17 protein-coding genes are annotated in these 17,484 nt (G+C 38.8%); 9 read left to right on the top strand and 8 right to left on the bottom strand.

Translation table 11 applies throughout. The annotated features are described in order from the left end of the window. The first annotated feature begins 93 nt into the window (after window positions 1–93). The 5 genes from M595_RS02400 to M595_RS02380 all read left to right on the top strand — a co-directional run bounded on the left by M595_RS02400 (window position 94) and on the right by M595_RS02380 (window position 3,525). Window positions 94–315: a hypothetical protein gene (locus tag M595_RS02400; protein ID WP_009784000.1), complete on the top strand. Its 222-nt coding sequence runs from the start codon at window positions 94–96 to the stop codon at window positions 313–315. Between the two features lie 106 nt (window positions 316–421). Next, window positions 422–979, top strand: coding sequence for a sugar O-acetyltransferase (locus M595_RS02395; protein ID WP_023064386.1), 558 nt, complete (start codon window positions 422–424; stop codon window positions 977–979). Between the two features lie 156 nt (window positions 980–1,135). Further along, the gene (locus M595_RS02390) at window positions 1,136–2,425 is read left to right on the top strand and encodes a polysaccharide deacetylase family protein (RefSeq protein WP_023064402.1); all 1,290 of its coding nucleotides are present in this window, start codon (window positions 1,136–1,138) and stop codon (window positions 2,423–2,425) included. Between the two features lie 62 nt (window positions 2,426–2,487). Then, window positions 2,488–2,961 (top strand): phosphate-starvation-inducible PsiE family protein, encoded by a 474-nt coding sequence (locus tag M595_RS02385; RefSeq protein WP_023064393.1) that lies wholly within the window; start codon window positions 2,488–2,490, stop codon window positions 2,959–2,961. 111 nt (window positions 2,962–3,072) lie between these two features. Then, a complete protein-coding gene (locus tag M595_RS02380) occupies window positions 3,073–3,525 on the top strand; it encodes a nitrate reductase associated protein (RefSeq protein ID WP_023064422.1) in 453 nt (150 codons plus the stop codon). A gap of 11 nt (window positions 3,526–3,536) precedes the next feature. Here the strand turns inward: M595_RS02380 and rimM are convergent, their stop codons facing one another. Further along, the gene (gene rimM / locus M595_RS02375; protein ID WP_023064439.1) at window positions 3,537–4,148 is read right to left on the bottom strand and encodes a ribosome maturation factor RimM; all 612 of its coding nucleotides are present in this window, start codon (window positions 4,146–4,148) and stop codon (window positions 3,537–3,539) included. A gap of 44 nt (window positions 4,149–4,192) precedes the next feature. On the opposite strand from rimM, the gene M595_RS02370 reads away from it, so the two are divergent. Then, the gene (locus tag M595_RS02370; RefSeq protein ID WP_023064407.1) at window positions 4,193–5,401 is read left to right on the top strand and encodes a tetratricopeptide repeat protein; all 1,209 of its coding nucleotides are present in this window, start codon (window positions 4,193–4,195) and stop codon (window positions 5,399–5,401) included. Between the two features lie 33 nt (window positions 5,402–5,434). Then, window positions 5,435–5,893 (top strand): hypothetical protein, encoded by a 459-nt coding sequence (locus M595_RS02365; protein WP_152983524.1) that lies wholly within the window; start codon window positions 5,435–5,437, stop codon window positions 5,891–5,893. Window positions 5,894–5,918: 25 nt separating this feature from the next. On the opposite strand, the gene M595_RS02360 is transcribed toward M595_RS02365, so the two are convergent. From M595_RS02360 to M595_RS02340, 5 genes are all read right to left on the bottom strand, one after another. After that, window positions 5,919–6,533 carry a hypothetical protein gene (locus M595_RS02360; protein WP_023064344.1) on the bottom strand — a complete coding sequence of 205 codons (615 nt, stop codon included), beginning with the start codon at window positions 6,531–6,533 and terminating at the stop codon, window positions 5,919–5,921. 252 nt (window positions 6,534–6,785) lie between these two features. Continuing rightward, window positions 6,786–7,007: a hypothetical protein gene (locus M595_RS30425; RefSeq protein WP_023064444.1), complete on the bottom strand. Its 222-nt coding sequence runs from the start codon at window positions 7,005–7,007 to the stop codon at window positions 6,786–6,788. 693 nt (window positions 7,008–7,700) lie between these two features. Continuing rightward, window positions 7,701–9,227, bottom strand: a complete 1,527-nt coding sequence (locus M595_RS02350; RefSeq protein WP_023064391.1) for a UDP-N-acetylmuramoyl-L-alanyl-D-glutamate--2,6-diaminopimelate ligase — start codon at window positions 9,225–9,227, stop codon at window positions 7,701–7,703. A 155-nt stretch (window positions 9,228–9,382) separates the two neighbouring features. Continuing rightward, on the bottom strand, window positions 9,383–9,658 hold the full coding sequence (locus tag M595_RS02345; protein ID WP_023064408.1) for a glutaredoxin family protein: 276 nt from the start codon (window positions 9,656–9,658) through the stop codon (window positions 9,383–9,385). Window positions 9,659–9,699: 41 nt separating this feature from the next. Beyond that, window positions 9,700–13,185 (bottom strand): EAL domain-containing protein, encoded by a 3,486-nt coding sequence (locus M595_RS02340; RefSeq protein WP_152983523.1) that lies wholly within the window; start codon window positions 13,183–13,185, stop codon window positions 9,700–9,702. Between the two features lie 642 nt (window positions 13,186–13,827). On the opposite strand from M595_RS02340, the gene M595_RS02335 reads away from it, so the two are divergent. Both M595_RS02335 and M595_RS02330 read left to right on the top strand, forming a co-directional pair. Beyond that, window positions 13,828–14,601, top strand: coding sequence for an SGNH/GDSL hydrolase family protein (locus M595_RS02335; protein ID WP_023064306.1), 774 nt, complete (start codon window positions 13,828–13,830; stop codon window positions 14,599–14,601). 278 nt (window positions 14,602–14,879) lie between these two features. Continuing rightward, entirely contained in the window at window positions 14,880–16,292 is a 1,413-nt protein-coding gene (locus tag M595_RS02330; protein ID WP_023064284.1) for a sensor histidine kinase, read from the top strand. Between the two features lie 33 nt (window positions 16,293–16,325). Here the strand turns inward: M595_RS02330 and M595_RS02325 are convergent, their stop codons facing one another. Together M595_RS02325 and M595_RS02320 are read right to left on the bottom strand one after the other, a co-directional pair. Further along, a complete protein-coding gene (locus tag M595_RS02325) occupies window positions 16,326–16,532 on the bottom strand; it encodes a hypothetical protein (RefSeq protein ID WP_023064440.1) in 207 nt (68 codons plus the stop codon). Between the two features lie 21 nt (window positions 16,533–16,553). Continuing rightward, complete coding sequence (locus M595_RS02320) at window positions 16,554–17,312, bottom strand: TylF/MycF/NovP-related O-methyltransferase (protein ID WP_023064421.1); 759 nt, start codon at window positions 17,310–17,312, stop codon at window positions 16,554–16,556. Between the last annotated feature and the right edge of the window lie 172 nt (window positions 17,313–17,484).

Raw genomic sequence — 17,484 nt, 5'->3', positions numbered from 1 at the left:
GTGCAGTTTAATAAGGGCAATAGGGATATTAGCAGACAAGCCAAGAGAGTTACTACCGTCCCCGATTGTACTCCTTACGGACAAATATAAATTATGCCACAAAACAACGTCACCTCAAACCCAGAGGTGAGTGCATACCGGGATCGTCTGAATACTTGGGCGATCGCTCGTTTGCTTCCTGATCTCGAACAGACAGTTGTAGCACGATTTCGCAGTCGTTCAAATGCAGAGGGACATTTAAAGCGTTTGAAACAACTCAGTCCGCAAGCCTCATTTGTTCTTGTATTTGATCGTCAATCGGAAACTCACGAATAAAACTATCAGAATTAATCAAACTTTATAGTCGCAAGAATAGGGGGGAAAGATGAGGTGATCTTTCCTTCTAAATTCTATTTCATGGTTTCGATGTAGTATTCTGGAAATGAAGACCGAAAAACAAAAAATGCTCTCAGGAGAACTCTATTTAGCAAGTGATCCTGAACTGACAACGGAGCATCAACGAGCCGATGAATTGACTCGCCTGTATAATGCGACACTTGCAACTGAACTCGAACACCGCCAAAAGCTGATTCAAGAATTATTCGGTCAAATTGGTTTAAATGCGGTTATTACTCCGCCTTTTTATTGCGATTATGGGAGTAATATTTATGCCGGGGATAATCTTTATATGAACTTTGGTTGTGTAATTCTCGATTGTAATACGGTTCATTTAGGAGATAATTTACTTTGCGCTCCCTACGTTCAAATTTATACCGCTCATCATCCCATTGATCCGACGATTAGATTAACAGGAAAAGAACTCGCTACCCCGGTTAAAATTGGGAATAATGTTTGGATTGGGGGTGGTGCAATTATTTGTCCGGGTGTGACGATTGGAGATAATACAAGCATCGGTGCCGGAAGTGTAGTGACGAAAGATATTCCTGGAAATGTTGTGGCAGTTGGTAATCCTTGTCGAGTGATTCGAGAGTTATCTTAAAACTATGATTTTCTATCATAATTGATCAGCTAGATATACTGTAGAGTCAGTATCTTGAGTTGTCAAGACTGATGCTGAAGATGCAAAAAAAAGATGCAATTGTAGTCAATATACGTTAACCTATTTGTGAGTCCAAAAATAAAATAAATATTACTCATGTCATCGAATACAACTGCTAATCCTCTCGCTGTCTTTGTTCCTTGGCTGCATATGCACCAACCGCCGATTTGGGTAGGTCAGGGTTCAGACGCGAAACTGATTGGCAATTTAGAAAAAATGCTGAATAGTGAACCCAATTCTGAGGAAAGTTGGAATTCTCGATGGTTTGCTCAAGCTTACAAAAATCCGGCTCGTTATGTTAAAAATCTCAAATCTGAGGGTTTAAATCCACGAATAATGGTTGATTATTCTGGAGTTTTGTTAGAAGAATTAGCCAAACTTTCAAGTAATAGTCATTTTGATCATCTCGAAGTGGATGGAGAAATGATGGGGGATGTAATTGGCTTATGGAGAGAGGTTTTAAGCGAACATTCAGAAGCGGTTGAATTTACGGGAACGGCTTACAGTCATTGTTATTTTCCCGCCACTCCTGAACGGGATCACGAAGCTCAAATTATGGAATGGCGGCGAGTGTTTGCAGATTTATTTGGAACAGACGCGCTTGCAAAGATTCGGGGATTTTGGCTTCCTGAAATGGGAATGACAGGTGATCCCGCAGAAGCGTTACGATTGATTCGGTTACTGAAAAAATGTGGATATGAGTGGATTATTCTGCCTCATTCTGCTCTAGAATATCCGAGTGATTGGAGTACCCCAGAAGTCGAAAATCGAGTGCATTGGTTAGTCGTTGAATCGGGGGGAGAATCAGAACGAATTCTCTGTGTGGTGCGTGATACTGATATGGGAATTCGCCAACAAAGTGGTCAAAATACTGATGGATGTATTCAAGATATTCGCTATCGAGGAAATACTTTAAAAGAGTCTAAAGTTCCGCCTTTAGTTGTCCCGACATCTGATGGTGAAAATGGCAATGTGATGATGTTTGAGTATTTTAGAAATTCTTTTGTTCCGTTGTTTCGAGAGTCACAAAACTGGTCGGATATTGCTTTTATGACCGTTAGCCAGTATATTGACTCTTACATCGGTAACAATCCCAGTACAGAAGTTCGCCTCAAAGCAACTGGGGGGTCTTGGATTGGCGGACATCAAAGTTGGAATGAAGGAGACTTACGCCAGGGGGTTTTGAAAGCTGTTGAACGCTTGAGTCAAGCCTGTGCTTCTCGCCGAGAATCAACCCATTCATCCCTCTCAGATGAACAAGAACGAGCGCTATTATTGTGTGAAACCAGTTGTTTTGTATATTGGGGTTCGGAGTTTTGGGCGCAACAAGCCAATCAGTGTTTAGCCTGGGCGGAAGATTTAATGGGTGAAACGGTTCGTCAATAGCTTGATATAAAGACAAGAATACCGCTACAATCTGAATTAAGTTTTTCAGATGTTTTTAAATTATGGGGCGGTTCAAAAACAACTTTTGGCTATTCCGTTTCTGGTCAAGTGATGAAAAATTCATTGACTTCATAGAAGATATTGAGGTCATCATCTCCAAAATTCTTTCTTTGGCGATGGTGGCTTTGATCATCTCGGCGACGGGTCATTTAATGGTTTTCTTATTCAAAGAGTTACTTTTTGATCCTGATCTAATCTTTAAAAATACTCTTTTTGAAATTTTTGGATTATTTTTAAATCTGTTAATTGCACTTGAACTTTTAGAGAATATTTCGGCTTATCTTAGAAAACACGTTATTCAAGTTGAGTTAGTCATTGTTACTTCTTTAATTGCGGTGGCGCGAAAAATTATTCTCTTTAATCTGGATAAGAAAAGTGGAGTGGATTTAATGGGTTTAGCTTTAGCTTTATTTGCTTTGTCGATTAGTTATTGGATTATTCGTCGAACAAATGCTAATCGTGACCATGATCGTTAATCTAATCTTGAAATCATTCAGACTCTTTATAATCAACGAGTTGCTGAGAATAAAAGTCTCAATCATTACGCTATAATATAAAATCAAATTTAATTGGATGGAGAAATAAAAGTGACGTATTTTTTTGAATTTGAAGATGATTTTGTCGCTTCTTTACGTTGTATTCCGATGATTGTTCGCTATAAACTGGATACCTGTGGGGTGAAGTTAAAATTAGCCCATTGGAATCAATTTCCTCAAACTGAACGTCAAATATTAGTCGAACACCCGACGACAACTCCAGAAGAAATTCAAAGTTATCAAAATCTCTTACGACAATTTGCCGAAAAATATACCGATATCCCGTTAAAAGACTTACCCATTGAGGAAAATCCAGCTTGGTTAGAGATAGAAAACATCCCCGAAACAGTTCAACAAAAAGCTGAAGAAGTCGGCGTTCAACTCACAGTTCAACACTGGCAAAGTTTAACACCACTTCAGCGATTTGCACTAATTAAACTCAGTCGTCCAAGTCACGAAAATCATAACTTTCTACCCGCACTCAAAGAATTTAATCTCGTTTAATTTCTCAAAGTTTACTCGATCAATCCAACCGGAGGTGTAATTTCAACTCGATTTTTGTTTAAATCCACCACAGGAACAATTTCTTCAACAAATGGAATCAAAACTGTTTTGGGTTTTGATTTACGTTTTTTTCGACGAGGGGGAGAAACCTCAGCAGAAGGTTGATCGGAATCTAAAGGAATTTCTGAAGGTTCTAAAGTCGATGAATAAAGTTCAACTTCTAACAAATCATTTCCCGCCGGAACCAAACTAATCACAACACCAATCACTTCTTGAGTCAGTTGATTAAACACTTCCAAGCCAATCAAATCCAACAAATAAAATTCATTCTCTTCTAAATAAGGGCGATCATTTTTAGATACAAATAACGTGCTATTTCGCAATGCTTCGGCTTGTTCTCGATTTTCAATTCCCTCTAATTCCAGCACATAGAGACTTCTTCCTGGAATTTGACGTCCCTCAAGAAGTTCTATCGGTTGGGGTTCAGATTGTCCAGGTTGCAGTAGCCAACGTGTCCCCGGTTCCAGAAATCGTTCCGGGAAGTCAGAATTGGGGTTAACCCGAACTTCACCGTCTAATCCTTGGGCGGCGACAATTTTACCAATCTCAATCCACTCAGACATGATAAGATTTCTACACTCACAGGCTAAATAAACTGAATGAATCTATGGGAGCAGGTGTTCTACTTTGGAGTTCACGGTCATTAGTAAAGAAGATAAAAGGCTCGATAGCGATCCTGTTATTCCTTTTACGAGTTCGTAAACAAGCTCATCCAACTCCAAATCAGTTTACCTTTGGGGGTTGGATTCTCATTGTATCAATTATATTCTCTGGGAGACTCTCTTTTGCGACTCCAACTTCATTATTGCTGGAACAACGAACGATTCTTCCGGTTGCACAAATTCCCCGCTTGAGCGAACAACAAGAGATCAAAAACTCGATTCAAGCCGAAGTCGATCAAGCTTTCCGTCACAAACTTTCAGTGATTAACTTATTGTTAATTCTATTGTTAGTGATGCCCACATTAGCGGCGGCGGGGGTTTGGTTTATGTTAGCTCAGTTAAACCAAAAAACGATTTTAGCCCAACAGGAAATCGACAGTCTAAAAGCAGATGCGTTATCTCAATTAGAAACAATGCTCTCTGAAGCTCAGACACTTTTATCTCATCTTCAATACCAAAATACTGAGGTTGATCGCTCTTTAAAGTCTCTGAAAACCCAATCTCATCTTCAACTTCCTCAACCTAGTTCTGCCGATAGTCAACAAAATTTAAAACTGGCTCAAGATTATGCAAAACAAGGGGATAAATTTTTTACTCAAGGCTGTTATGATGAAGCGGTTCAAGCTTATGATCGCGCCTTACAACTCGATTCTCATGGGGTAGAAGTTTGGAATAATCGGGGTGTTGTTTTAACGAAACTCCAACGATATCACGAAGCCATCGCCTCCTATGAGCAAGCTTTACAATTGCGTTCAGAATATGCGGATGCGTGGAATAATCGGGGTGTAGCGTTAGGGAAGTTAAAATATTACGAAGCTGCGGCTTTATCTTATGAACGAGCGATTCATCTTCGAGAAAATTATGTCGATGCTTGGAATAATAGAGGATTGGCTTTAGCACAACTTCAACGGTATGAAGAAGCGATTGATTCTTATCAAAAAGCGGCACAATTAAATCCTGATTTTTATTTAGTTTGGTATAATCAAGCTCGGTGTTATGGCGTTCAAAATAAAGTAGACTTGGCTCTAGAAAGCTTAGAGCGGGCGATGAGTATAAAACCCACTGTTGTTCGCAATTTAGCCAAGAAAGAAACGGATTTAGAATCTCTTGTTAATGATCAACGATTTCAACAATTAATTCAAATTCAAAGTTAATTTTTAGTGATTAATAATCTATTGATTTGTGATATGATTAAATTGAGTCAGTTATTTGGGTTGATCTTAACGGTTTCTATAAGTTTTCAAAATTCAGTTTTAGCTGCATCTATTTATGAGCGTTTGATCAGCGCTAATAGTTATACTCTCACCGAAATTCAAAATGAAGTTTATCCCAGTGTTCGCCGCATTACTCCCTTTGTGAATACTTGGATTGTTATTGCTGTTTTGGTTTCAACTTCAACTGTAACCAGTGTTTTGGTTTTATTGGTAATGTCAATTCAAAAAATTCAACAAACTCAGCAAAATATTCAAGCAATGAAACAGGATACGATATCTCATCTTAATCAAAGCTTATCTGAAGCTCAAGCTGTTGTCAACGATCTGCAATATTCTATTCAAATTAGCCAAGAAAATGTTCACAAAATCTCATCTCAAACTTTATTGTCTTCTCAAACAGAACAAGATCAAACTGAAACTGAAATGAAATAGAGGTGAGACAAATTTTCTTTCAATGTTAACTCAAAAAAGTCTGAGACTTATGCTGTAAATAATCTAAGACAAAATTAATCGTTTCCAGTTGAACCCATCCTTTCTTAACTGCAATTTCTCCAAAACGTAAATTGGTCTGATGTTGTTCATTTAAAATCACCTCAATTTGCAGATCATTTAAAAGTTTTGCAGATTTAAGATACTGTCCAATCGGCTGCTGAGGCTGAGTTCTTATTTTGATTAAAGAGTCTGCAAAAAAATCGATTGTTTCTTGCTTCAACCATCCATAACTAGCAATAATTTCTCCAATTCTCATATAATTATGGGCGGTTTGCTGAACATCTAATACTTGAATAAGCTGAGATTCTGAAATTAAACCTGCTTTCTTCAAAAGATAGCCTAAAGGTAAAGGATTCAGAGGTAATGAAGTATTTAGACTTGGCTTTGTTTTTTGGTTTTTAACAATTAACTCTATCCACGAAATTGGAACAGCAATCGGCCATAAAACAGTCATCAGCAGCAACATTTTCCAGGAATTTAGGTGAGTGAGAGGAGTCGTAAAATCGCGAACAAGTAAACTAAACCAAACCGAGAAACTCGCCAAGCCACCAATACAGTAGATTACTGATATGAGATTCATAAAGTGTTGAGTCTTTATTCAGGATATAGAACCTTCTTGTTACTTTTTTATCTCCATTTATTCTCAATCACTCTATAGCAATTTATGTTCTTTTTGACATCAATTTAAGGATTGAGATTAGCACCCTGAGTAGAATTAGAGAGAACTCTCGTCTTAATCTAAAAACCCCCATGTTATTGAGGGTTAACTGGGAGTCAATATTAATATCTTAATTTACATACCGCTATTATTGCTATCTATAGCAGTCCTGATTTATTCCTTTATGGATACACTCTGGGTTGTGTTTCCTGTTGTAGTTGTCAGTTTCGCAATAGAGCTTGGAACTGTTATCGGCCAGCAGAAAGAAGCCAGCACTAAAATAACCCAGGATTTGCGATCACTGAGGGGAGTGGTCGAGTCATTCAAAAATACGATAAACCACATCCCAAAAGCGGCTAAAGCAATCAAAAAGTAGTAGATTAATAAAGTTTCCATAACATACTTGTCCTATCGGCTTTCTAACAACAACTTCTTCTTACCCTATCCCCAAGTTCTATTTGAGTTCGTGTGATAGGTTTTCCTATCTTTGTTTCTAATTTAAACTCAAGTTATATGTTGAGATTTATGCTTTCAACACAAAATTTGAGATTAAAAAGAGTCTGCTTTTTGATTCTTTACTTAGGCTTTATAGATGAAATAAACCTTCATCTGTACAGAGAATAATAGATTATTGTTATTTTCTCTACCTAAATCTGCTCTGCTCCCTGATATTTTTAAAAAGCTTTTTTCTTTGCTCATTGGGATGAAAATCAAATCAAACAATCTTGATATAAATTTTTACTAGGTCTCACACTAGCTATGACTTCCATCGGTGAATTGATCATCGCAAAGAGTAGAACATTTAGAATAAGATTTTACTCTCTATTCTAACTTATCATACAGCATATATAAATCATCTGTCTTCAGATAGAAACTGTATGAAGCTTTCTTAACTGTCACATCCATCAAACATGGAGAGATAAGGAAAGGGGAGACTTGCAACCCAAACATCAATCAATAAACCCCGCCATGATGCTGTTGATGTCTATCGCTTCGAGAAATAGCAAATCTCCATCCTTTTAGACTGGGAAACCTCATGCTCACTGACCTCTAACAATTCGTACTGTTACAGATCTTCACACAATTAGCTTATGATTCCGGACACTCACCCGATGAGACTTTTGCTAAAAGCGCTTCTCGGGCTTGTTCACGATCATCAAAGTGAACCTTCTCAGTTCCCAAAATTTGATAATCCTCGTGACCCTTTCCGGCGATCAGCACCCCATCACCCGGTTTCGCCTCAGAAATAGCACGCTGAATCGCTTTAGCGCGATCGCACATCACTATCGGTTTGACCCCCAAATCAATACCCGCTAAGATATCCTCTAGAATCCGATTCGGATCTTCGGTGCGAGGATTATCAGAAGTCACCACCACCACATCTGCGAGATCCGCCGCAATTTTTCCCATTTTCGGGCGTTTCGTGCGATCGCGATCTCCCCCACACCCAAATACACAAATCATTCGCCCAGGAATAAACGGACGAGAAGCCTTTAACAAATTCTCCAAACTATCAGGAGTATGAGCATAATCAACAATTACACTAATATCCTGCTGAGGACTAATCTGAACTCGTTCCATGCGTCCGGGAACCCCCAAAAACTGGGGTAATTTTGCCATCATCGTCGCCAAATCTAAGCCCAGTGACAACCCCGCCCCGATAGCCGCCAGCAAATTAGATAAATTGTATTGACCCACCAAAGGCAACTCAAAAGCCGCTTCACCTTGAGGCGTATGCAAAACTCCTTTGACGCCATTGGGTTCATAACTCAGTTGATCGGCCCACAAATCCGCCGTAGAATCATCAATACTATAACTCCAAACCTGATCCGCTTGTAAACGTTCAATTAGGCGTTTTCCATAGGAATCATCGGCGTTAATAATCGCTCGACCTTGAAGATATTGGGGACTAAATAGCAACGCTTTCGCCTCAAAATAATCTTCCATCGTCTGGTGATAGTCGAGATGGTCTTGGGTTAAATTCGTAAAAACTGCCACCTCAAAAGGACATTCCAACACTCGTCCTTGGTGGAGTGCATGAGAACTAACTTCCATCACGCCATACTGACAACCCGCTTTCACCGCCTCGGCTAATTTTTGTTGAAGTTCCACCGCAAAAGGAGTCGTGTGGGTAGCGGTAACTTGTGAACCTAACCAACGAGTATAAAGCGTCCCAAACAAAGCAGTCGGTTTGTCTGAGCGTTCCAGCAAATATTCTATCAAATGAGTGGTTGTGGTTTTGCCATTGGTTCCCGTGATCCCTACCAGTTTAAGCTGTTGGGCTGGATAACCATAAAAAGCCGCCGCAACTTGGGCGCAAGCGGTGGTCATATCGGCGCTGGGAATAACACAAGGAAGTTCTGGGCTTTCAGTTGACGTCTGTGGAGTCTTCTCCGCCGCCATTTGAGAAACTAACGCCGCCACAGCACCATTGGCGATCGCACTTGGCCAAAAATCCCCGCCATCGACTCGGGTTCCCGGCATTCCAATAAATAAATCCCCCGTTTGACACGCATGGGAATTGGTTGCTAACCCCTTAACTTCCTTCTCAAAAGCGGGATGGGGTTTGAATTCAGACAGATCGGCAACTTTTGCGAGTAACTCCTTTAATTTCATCACAACTCCTCACCAACAAATTAAGTTTAACTTTGCATGATCATGGTAAATGGACAATTTCAGGAAAAGTGAGTCGAGTCAATGCGTTGATCGATCAACCCGATCTTGAGTCTTGACACTTTTGCTGAGTCCACCCTTTTTTCATTACCCTGTTTTTAGAGATACTTCCGTAACATCATGTCTAACTGCTGAGGAGAAATCCGGGGAGAAGCCCGAGGTAGAGGTTCTTCACCACACTGATAATCCCGTTGTCTACACAAAACCGGAATATCATACTCATAGGCTTTAAACCAGTCCTCTTGAGTCGTAATATCTCGCACTTCTAGCTCAAATTTACATTCACTTTCAGGATTGGCGAGAATTTGTTCTAATTTTTCTTGTAATCCTTCGCACAAATGACAGCCTGGTTTGCTATAAAGAATTAACAGCACTTTACACCCTCATACTCTGTTAGGACTCCTGACTCTATCTGCTATGAGTTTAACAGAAATTGTGTCGCCTGTTCGGGATTGAGGGGTTTAGAAAAAAGATACCCTTGACCCATTTCACAGTCGAGTTCCTGAAGCAGTTGTCTCTGTTCATCGGTTTCGATGCCTTCAGCAATTACGTCTAGGTCGAGATTATGAGCTAAGGTAACAATTGCCCGAATAATTTGAATTTGTTGACTCGATTTTTCCAAAGAATTAAAGGTTTTAGGTTGTAGTCGTCTCACAAAAGACTGATCAACCTTTAGGGTGTTGATTGGAAATTGATGTAAATAACTGAGAGAAGAATAGCCGGTACCAAAATCATCAATTGATAACTGAATCCCTCGATTTCGCAGTTCATCTAAGACCACAACAGAGGTTTGAAAGTTTTTCATAATAATACTTTCAGTGATTTCGAGTTTCAAGCAATGGGGGTTACAATTTGTTTCGGCTAAGATTTGATCGATGGTTTCGAGTAAATTCGACTGGACGACTTGTTGACTTGAGAGGTTAACACTCATTGTTAATGGAGGGACTGCTCCATTTTGGATGTCTTGTTTTTCCCAAACTTGATCGTAAGACTGTTGCCAAATTGTCAGCTGCTGACAAGCTTGTTTTAAAATCCAACTTCCTAAAGGAATAATCAGTCCTGTTTCTTCAGCCAGTGGAATGAATTCACCCGGAGAAACTAACCCACGAGTTGGATGTATCCACCGCACTAATGCTTCAAATCCGACCACTTTAGCAGTTGGAAGTTTAACAATCGGTTGATAATAAACGACAAATTCTGTCGGATCGATACAGTTGTTTTGAGAAGGCAATAAAGGTAAAATAGACTGGTTTAAACTTTGAGGTTGAGCAGTTTCTAAACTCAATATTTCTTGAGACTCTAATCCATTAAAATTCAGTGATTTAGCCGATCCCAAAATAGCGTGTCGTAAGTCTGTTTCTAAACGTAATAGGGCGAGAGTATGTTCTTGCATCGTTAGATCAAAAAGTTCATATCGGGATCTTCCTTTTTCCTTAGCCCGATACATCGCAATATCTGCATCTCTTAATAAGTCTTCGGGATTATTATACAAAATACATTGATAGTTTTGATAGTTTTGTAAGTCTTTCGGATCACCAGTCAAAGTTTTCTGACTGGGAACGATTCCAATACTGACAGTGGTAAAAATATTATGTCCTTCTAAGTAAAAAGGTTGAGAAAGAGTATCGTGAATTTTTTCCGCCATCAACACCGCTTCCCGACAACTTTGTATATTATCTAATAAAACTGTAAATTCATCGCCTCCAAGTCGAGCAATGATATCATGGGAATTGACACAAGTTTCTAGTCGGTGAGCAATTTCAATCAACAGTTGATCGCCAATGAGATGACCTAAACTATCATTGACCACTTTAAACCGATCTAGATCAAGAAATAATAGTGCAAATTGATAGTTAAATTCTTTCTTAGAACGTTGTAAAGCCTTTCTCAGTTGTTCGTTAAAGAAGCTGCGGTTGGGTAAATGAGTCAGTGCGTCGTGAGAGGCTTCATAGATTAATTGGGATTCGACTTGTTTACGAATGGTAATATCTCTGATAATCACTTGGGTCGCTATTTTTCCTTGATAGGTTGCTGGAATTCCCGCCACTTCAACGTCAATCACTTTTCCATCGAATCGAATCAATTTTTGTTCTTCTAAGGGAATCGCAAGTCGTTTTTTTTCGGTTTTGTGAATACGATTTTGAACAAGACTTAGATATTCAGGATGAATAAACTTATAGATCGATTCTCCAATAATTTCATCCGCAGAATTAGCACCTAACAATTTAGCACCAGCATAATTAATATACATAAATTTTCCCTGGCTATGAACCGCGATGGCTTCTGGGGAAAGTTCAACTAAACGACGATAACGTTCTTCACTTTCGCGCAATGCAACTTCAGCTTGGGCTTGTTTTTGTTGGGTTTGATGAGTCGCAATAAAACGACCAATACTTTCAGCCATTAACTCAATAATCTCTCGTTCTAGTGATTCAAAACCTTGGGTTCTGACTTGGGGAGAGGCAAAATCAAGTATTCCATAAATCACTCCATTTACCCAAATGGGTGTCCCGATATAAGATTCTAATTTCCAGTTTTGATGATCTAGATTTTTGGATATCTCTACCTCTAAATCCATTTGAGTAAAGATCATCGTTTTTCTTTGCTGAATGACTGTTTTACAGTAACGTTTTGAAAGATTAAACTGATCTTCTGGTTGTAATTCTTCGAGATAGGATTTTACGGCTTGAATGTGATAGCAGTCTCCCTCAATTTGAGTAATTCCACCCATCGGTAAATCAAAAATTTTACACCCAGCTTGCAGATAGTCAGCAAACATTTCTGGTAAAGATCGATAAATGCGCGTAGAAATTTTATGGAGATCTTTTAAACAAGAAATAAATTTTGTTAAATCTTGAGATTTTTTTTGCAGCGCAATTTCATAATATTTTCTTTTGGTAATATCCGCTTGAATTCCAATAAAATGAGTCAGATGACCCTTGGTATTATGAACGGGCGAAATAGAAAAATCATTCCAAAAAGGAGTTCCGTCTTTCCGATAATTTTGAATGACTTGATTACACGATCTTCCTTCAATAATTGCCTGTTTAACGGGATCAACCCTCAAACCATTTTGTTCTTCTTCTCTTTGTAAAAAACGGCAATTTTTCCCCAAAACTTCTTCTCGACTGTAGCCAGTCACTTTTTCAAAACCTGAATTTGCAAAAATAATCGGATTATTGGGTTGAGTCGGATCAGTAATAATAATGCCATTATTGCTACTATCAATCGCCCGTTTCATCACTTGCATCCATTCCTCAGAACGATGACGTTCAATAGCACTAGCTAACACATTGGCAACTGATTCTAAAAAGTGAACATCATCCTGAGTAAACTGACGATATTGACGAGTGTGAACCCCTAAAACTCCCCAGGAAGATTGAGATTTTTTTGACGGAGAGGAGTGATGTTCTGTGGATAAATACTCTTGAAAATAGGGGGTTTCTTCAACAGTTCCGGGAATAACCACACTCACACCACTGACGATGCGATGGTTATGCAAAAGCGGCGTTCCAGGAAAGCGCGTTTCGACCCAAAGATCTTCTACAATAACGGGTTTTTGGGTGAATAGAGTATATCCGGCTTGGGACTGCTGACTTGCGCTGACATTGGCATAACCCACCAGCCCTCGATGCCAACCTACCCCGGCACGCAGAAAGAAAGCATGGCCGTTAGGCATTAATTCTAACACTTTGCAGTATTCCACATCTAAGGTCTCAGCGATCAGAGAAACGGCTTCATCGAGGAGTATTGATAGGTCAAGTCCGGCTAGGGCGCGTTGTCCGAGATCAGCAACTGCGGCTTGTTGCTTGGCTTGGGCTTGGAGATTAGCGAGTAACTGATGTTCAATGTGTTCTTGACTAATTTTTCCTGTCGTTTTCATCTTTTTATAAATCTGCATGATTATCCCCGAAATTTAATTAATTTATTGGGTTTATTTTCGATATTGTTTTGATTCTAGAGAAAATATGATTAATCTCTTGAATAGTTTCATCCTTAAATTCCCTGATGAACAAGTCAAAATAGGTTTGATAATTTTAATGAATACCTAAACATACTTTTATTTTTTTACCCATATTATTTATAATACTAAATTTATTGAACTCATTATGATTTTCTTTAAAAAACTTTAATATAGAGCCAGATTCAAGCCCATGCTCAACCGAAAAAACCCGACTGATCACCGTTTCGAGGTATAACGAATAATTCAACCTCTAGTTGAAAATACGGGACTTTGATCAAAACAATTGATAGTATCTCCGTAAAAACTCGGATGTCATTCTGTGCAGCAGCAATACCTGTTACTCCGTTTGGGGAAAGCGCGAGTCAGAGTCAAGAAGGATCAACAACTGCTCTCTCTAGATCATAATGATTAGCAATTGCTTAACAAAAGATGATCAGCTAGAGTAAGTCAATAGTCATACATTTAATCATTCTCAGTTCATCTGTTGAACATCAACCTAGACAGTCATTGAATAAAAAAGATAAAATTGACTTGACCCGATCAACTTCTATTCATCGAAGCTATTGTGAGGAAAAATCAATGACATCCAATAAACCTCGCATTTTGTTAACACTTTTAGTTTTCGCAATACTCGCAGGTTCAATCACTTTAAACTTCTTGTTATTTAACCGAGCTAAAAAATACTACCTCGAACTCAATCTCACTCGTTTAGATCCCTTGGGTTGGAACCAATATTTCCCGGACTCAAACCCACCCATAAAAGCAAATTCTCAAGTCCGTTTAGTCTTTTTTGGAGACTCCAGAGCTGCGAGTTGGCAATCACCAGAACTTAAGAACTATGAATTTATCAATCGGGGAATTGGTTCTCAGACTTCGATACAAACGGTTCAACGATTTGAACAACACGTTACCCCTCTCAAACCTGATATAGTGTTAATTCAAGTTGGAGTTAATGATTTAAAAACCATTCCATTATTTCCGATGCGAAAGGATTTAATAATTGCTGACTGCCAAGCTAATATTCAGAAAATTGTAGAAGATTCTAAGGATTTAGGCGCTCTTGTTATGATCACCACTATTTTTCCAGTTGGGGAAATTCCCCTTGAACGCCAACCATTTTGGTCAGATGAGGTGAGTCAGGCGATTGAACAGGTTAATGTTTATATTAACAGTTTGGCGAGTGAAGATGTGATTGTATTTGATGCGTTTTCGGTTCTTGCTGATCAACAAGGCACTATCGAGCGAAAATATACAAAAGATGAATTACATTTAAACCAACAAGGATATGAGGTTCTAAACCAAGAGTTAGTGTTGTTGTTAAATTCCCTCAAACTTAATACGACTGAGGGTTAATATAAATTGTGATCAGATCGGGTTTCAATCCCTAACTGGGAAACGAGAGGCAGCTACAATCAAGAATAAGCGGAAAAAACAATGGATGGGTCTAAGGACGTCACAAAAGAGGAGTTCACAGAGGCGGTTAAAACCCGTATTTGGTGAACCCGTTGGTGAACCCGTTTGTGAGACAGTCCATCAAGAAGGCTTGAACCGCTTTTATTTAGAAGGGTAGGGAGTACAGGAAAGCGATTCAAGTAGTATAGTAGATCTGTAGCTGATTCATTTACCAGCCCGTGCTAGACGAACATCACGATCAAGTCTCTCCCCCACGGTTAATGGAGGGGAGCATTTTCGATCTGGGTTTAGCATCAACTTTGGGAGATCTATCTCTATATGAGTTTCAGGTTTCTGTAAGTTGTGTAGGAATTGTTGTCGCTCAAATCTTTGAGCGGTATCCTCTTGTTCCTGGAGTGATTCTTGTAGAGGAATCACCAGACGGAAATTCGCGATTTGTCGGGATGATCTCACGACGTCAATTGTTAGAATTTCTGATTCGCCCTCAAGGGATGAAACTGTTTTTACAGAAGCCCTTGCACGTTCTTTATAGCTACGCCCGCAACTCTCCCCTCATTCTCTCAGAGGACACACCCATTGTGAGTGCTGCACAACAAGCCCTCCGACGATTACCTGAACTGCGAAGCGACCCGGTTGTGGTGGAAATTGATCCGCAGTCTTCTTCCTCTGCCAGTTTACCTTATCGATTGTTGGATGTTAACGAATTAAATCTTGCCAACTGGCAAATTCGGGGGATTGAAACTCAAGTTCGCTATGAACGGATGCAAACTCAAATTGTCCAAATTGAGAAAATGGCGAGTTTGGGACGGTTGGTTGATGGGGTCGCCCATGAAATTTTAGATCCGGTGGGTTTTATTTGGGGAAATTTAACTCATATCTCGACTTATAGTGAGAGTTTAATTGAGTTGATTTCGGCTTATGAACAACATTTTTCAAAAATTCCATTAGATATTCAGCAGCTTAAAGAAGAAATTGAATTTGAATATATCCAACAAGATATCCCCCAAATTGTTAATAGTATTCAAGCGGGAGCCGAACGGTTAAAAAATTTAGCAACTAGCTTACAAAACTTTTGTTACATTGATGAAGTTCATCAGAAACCTGCGGATATTCATACCAATCTTGAAGGTATTTTATTACTGCTGAAAAGCCGCATTTCAAGTGAGATTAGAGTCATAAAAAATTATGATCATATACCACCTGTAACCTGTTATATTGGTCAGCTTAACCAAGTTTTTATGAATATTTTAATTAATGCAATTGATGCGTTAATTAGTCAGGCTTCTACTCAACAATGGGCGAGGAAATATCGAGAAACTAAAAATAAAGTTCCTGTTCCAGAACCGACAATAGAAATTACAACAGAAGTGCGATCGCCTAAAACTAAACTAAGTACAGAAAGAACTCCACAACGTTGGGTTTCAATTCGGATTAGTGATAATGGCTCTGGAATGTCTTGGGATCAACAGCAAAAAATCATAGAATCTTTTTCAACTCAAAAACGTCTTGAAAAGGAAACCAGTTTAGCCCAAAGTTATCAAATTGTGACGGCTAAACATGGAGGTCAATTTTTGATGCAATCTGAACCGGGTATAGGAACGCAGTTTGAGATTTTATTACCTCTAGTTTGATTTGAAAGTTGAGTTAGAGGATATCTTTTGATATCATTTGATTCTTATATGGTAAAGTTGGATTTTACTATGTCCAGATAAGCATTGATAGCATTCTCCAGTTTCCACATTGTCAATTTTTAGGGTATTATCAGCCAACGGCGCCATTTTTGTTCCATACAAACTAAACGCCACCGACACCACAAAATGCGCCCCCATATTTCCCAGAAGTTGACCTGTTTCGACATCCAAAAGTTTCACGGTTTCATCCCATCCCCGAGATTAGACTTCTGAAGATTTTTGATGGATAATAAAGCTTTGACCATAGCTTCCATAGGAAATAAATTCTTCTTCAGAAAGTTGCGGGTTTTCTTCTAAAAATTCTTGGAAAGCTTTTCGTTGACCCCGATTATTATCTCGATCAAAGCAATTCCAATCATCAAAAACCAGTATGGTCTTGTCTATGAGCAAATCTGAGATGAATTTCAGCACATCTTTTGTCGAGGAATATAGATCGCAGTCAATTAAGGCGATTGATATTTTTTCTAAATTGTATTGAGTTTTGAGTGCTTCGGTTAAAGAATCTTCAAAAAAGCCTTCAATTAAAAACGTTCTTTCCCAGTCTACACCTTTCGAGTTTAAATTATTGATAACTCCTGCTTTGGAACAGTTATATTGACCTTGATAAAAAACTTCCTCTTGGGTTTGATCTTCTGGGTTGGTAATTTCCGGTAATCCCTGAAAAGAATCAAAACCAAAAAATCTCATCTGAGTAAAATCATCTTTGAACTGCGTCGAAATATTTTGGGCTTTCCAAAACGCATATCCTTTGAATACACCAAACTCACAGTAATCTCCTTGATTCGCCGTTCCCAATTCCTGAGCTTTTTGAAAAATAATCTCTAAAGCATCCTCGATCTCAGGAGTTGCACTGTTAAAACCATGAACATACCCATAATATACCTTGTGAGCTAATTTATTCAGTTTGGTTTTTTGCAAAAACTTAACTACCCCTGATCTTAATTCAGTTTTGAGAGTCATTGTTAATATTTCCTCAATATTTAGTTAATTTCTTAGACTCAAAAACGAAGTCTGAATAACCTTCCGATACTCACATCAGATTCAGACCGAGAATCTAAGCAATACCTTTCGACTACGCCGATCAAATTAGTGCTGATGCTATCATCTTTTTTAATAGCTTTTATTCAGACCC

The organism is Lyngbya aestuarii BL J (assembly GCF_000478195.2).
GTDB classification, from domain to species: domain Bacteria; phylum Cyanobacteriota; class Cyanobacteriia; order Cyanobacteriales; family Microcoleaceae; genus Capilliphycus; species Capilliphycus aestuarii.
Note: the sequence above shows the minus strand (reverse complement) of the source record. Positions and strands in the feature narration are given on the sequence as shown.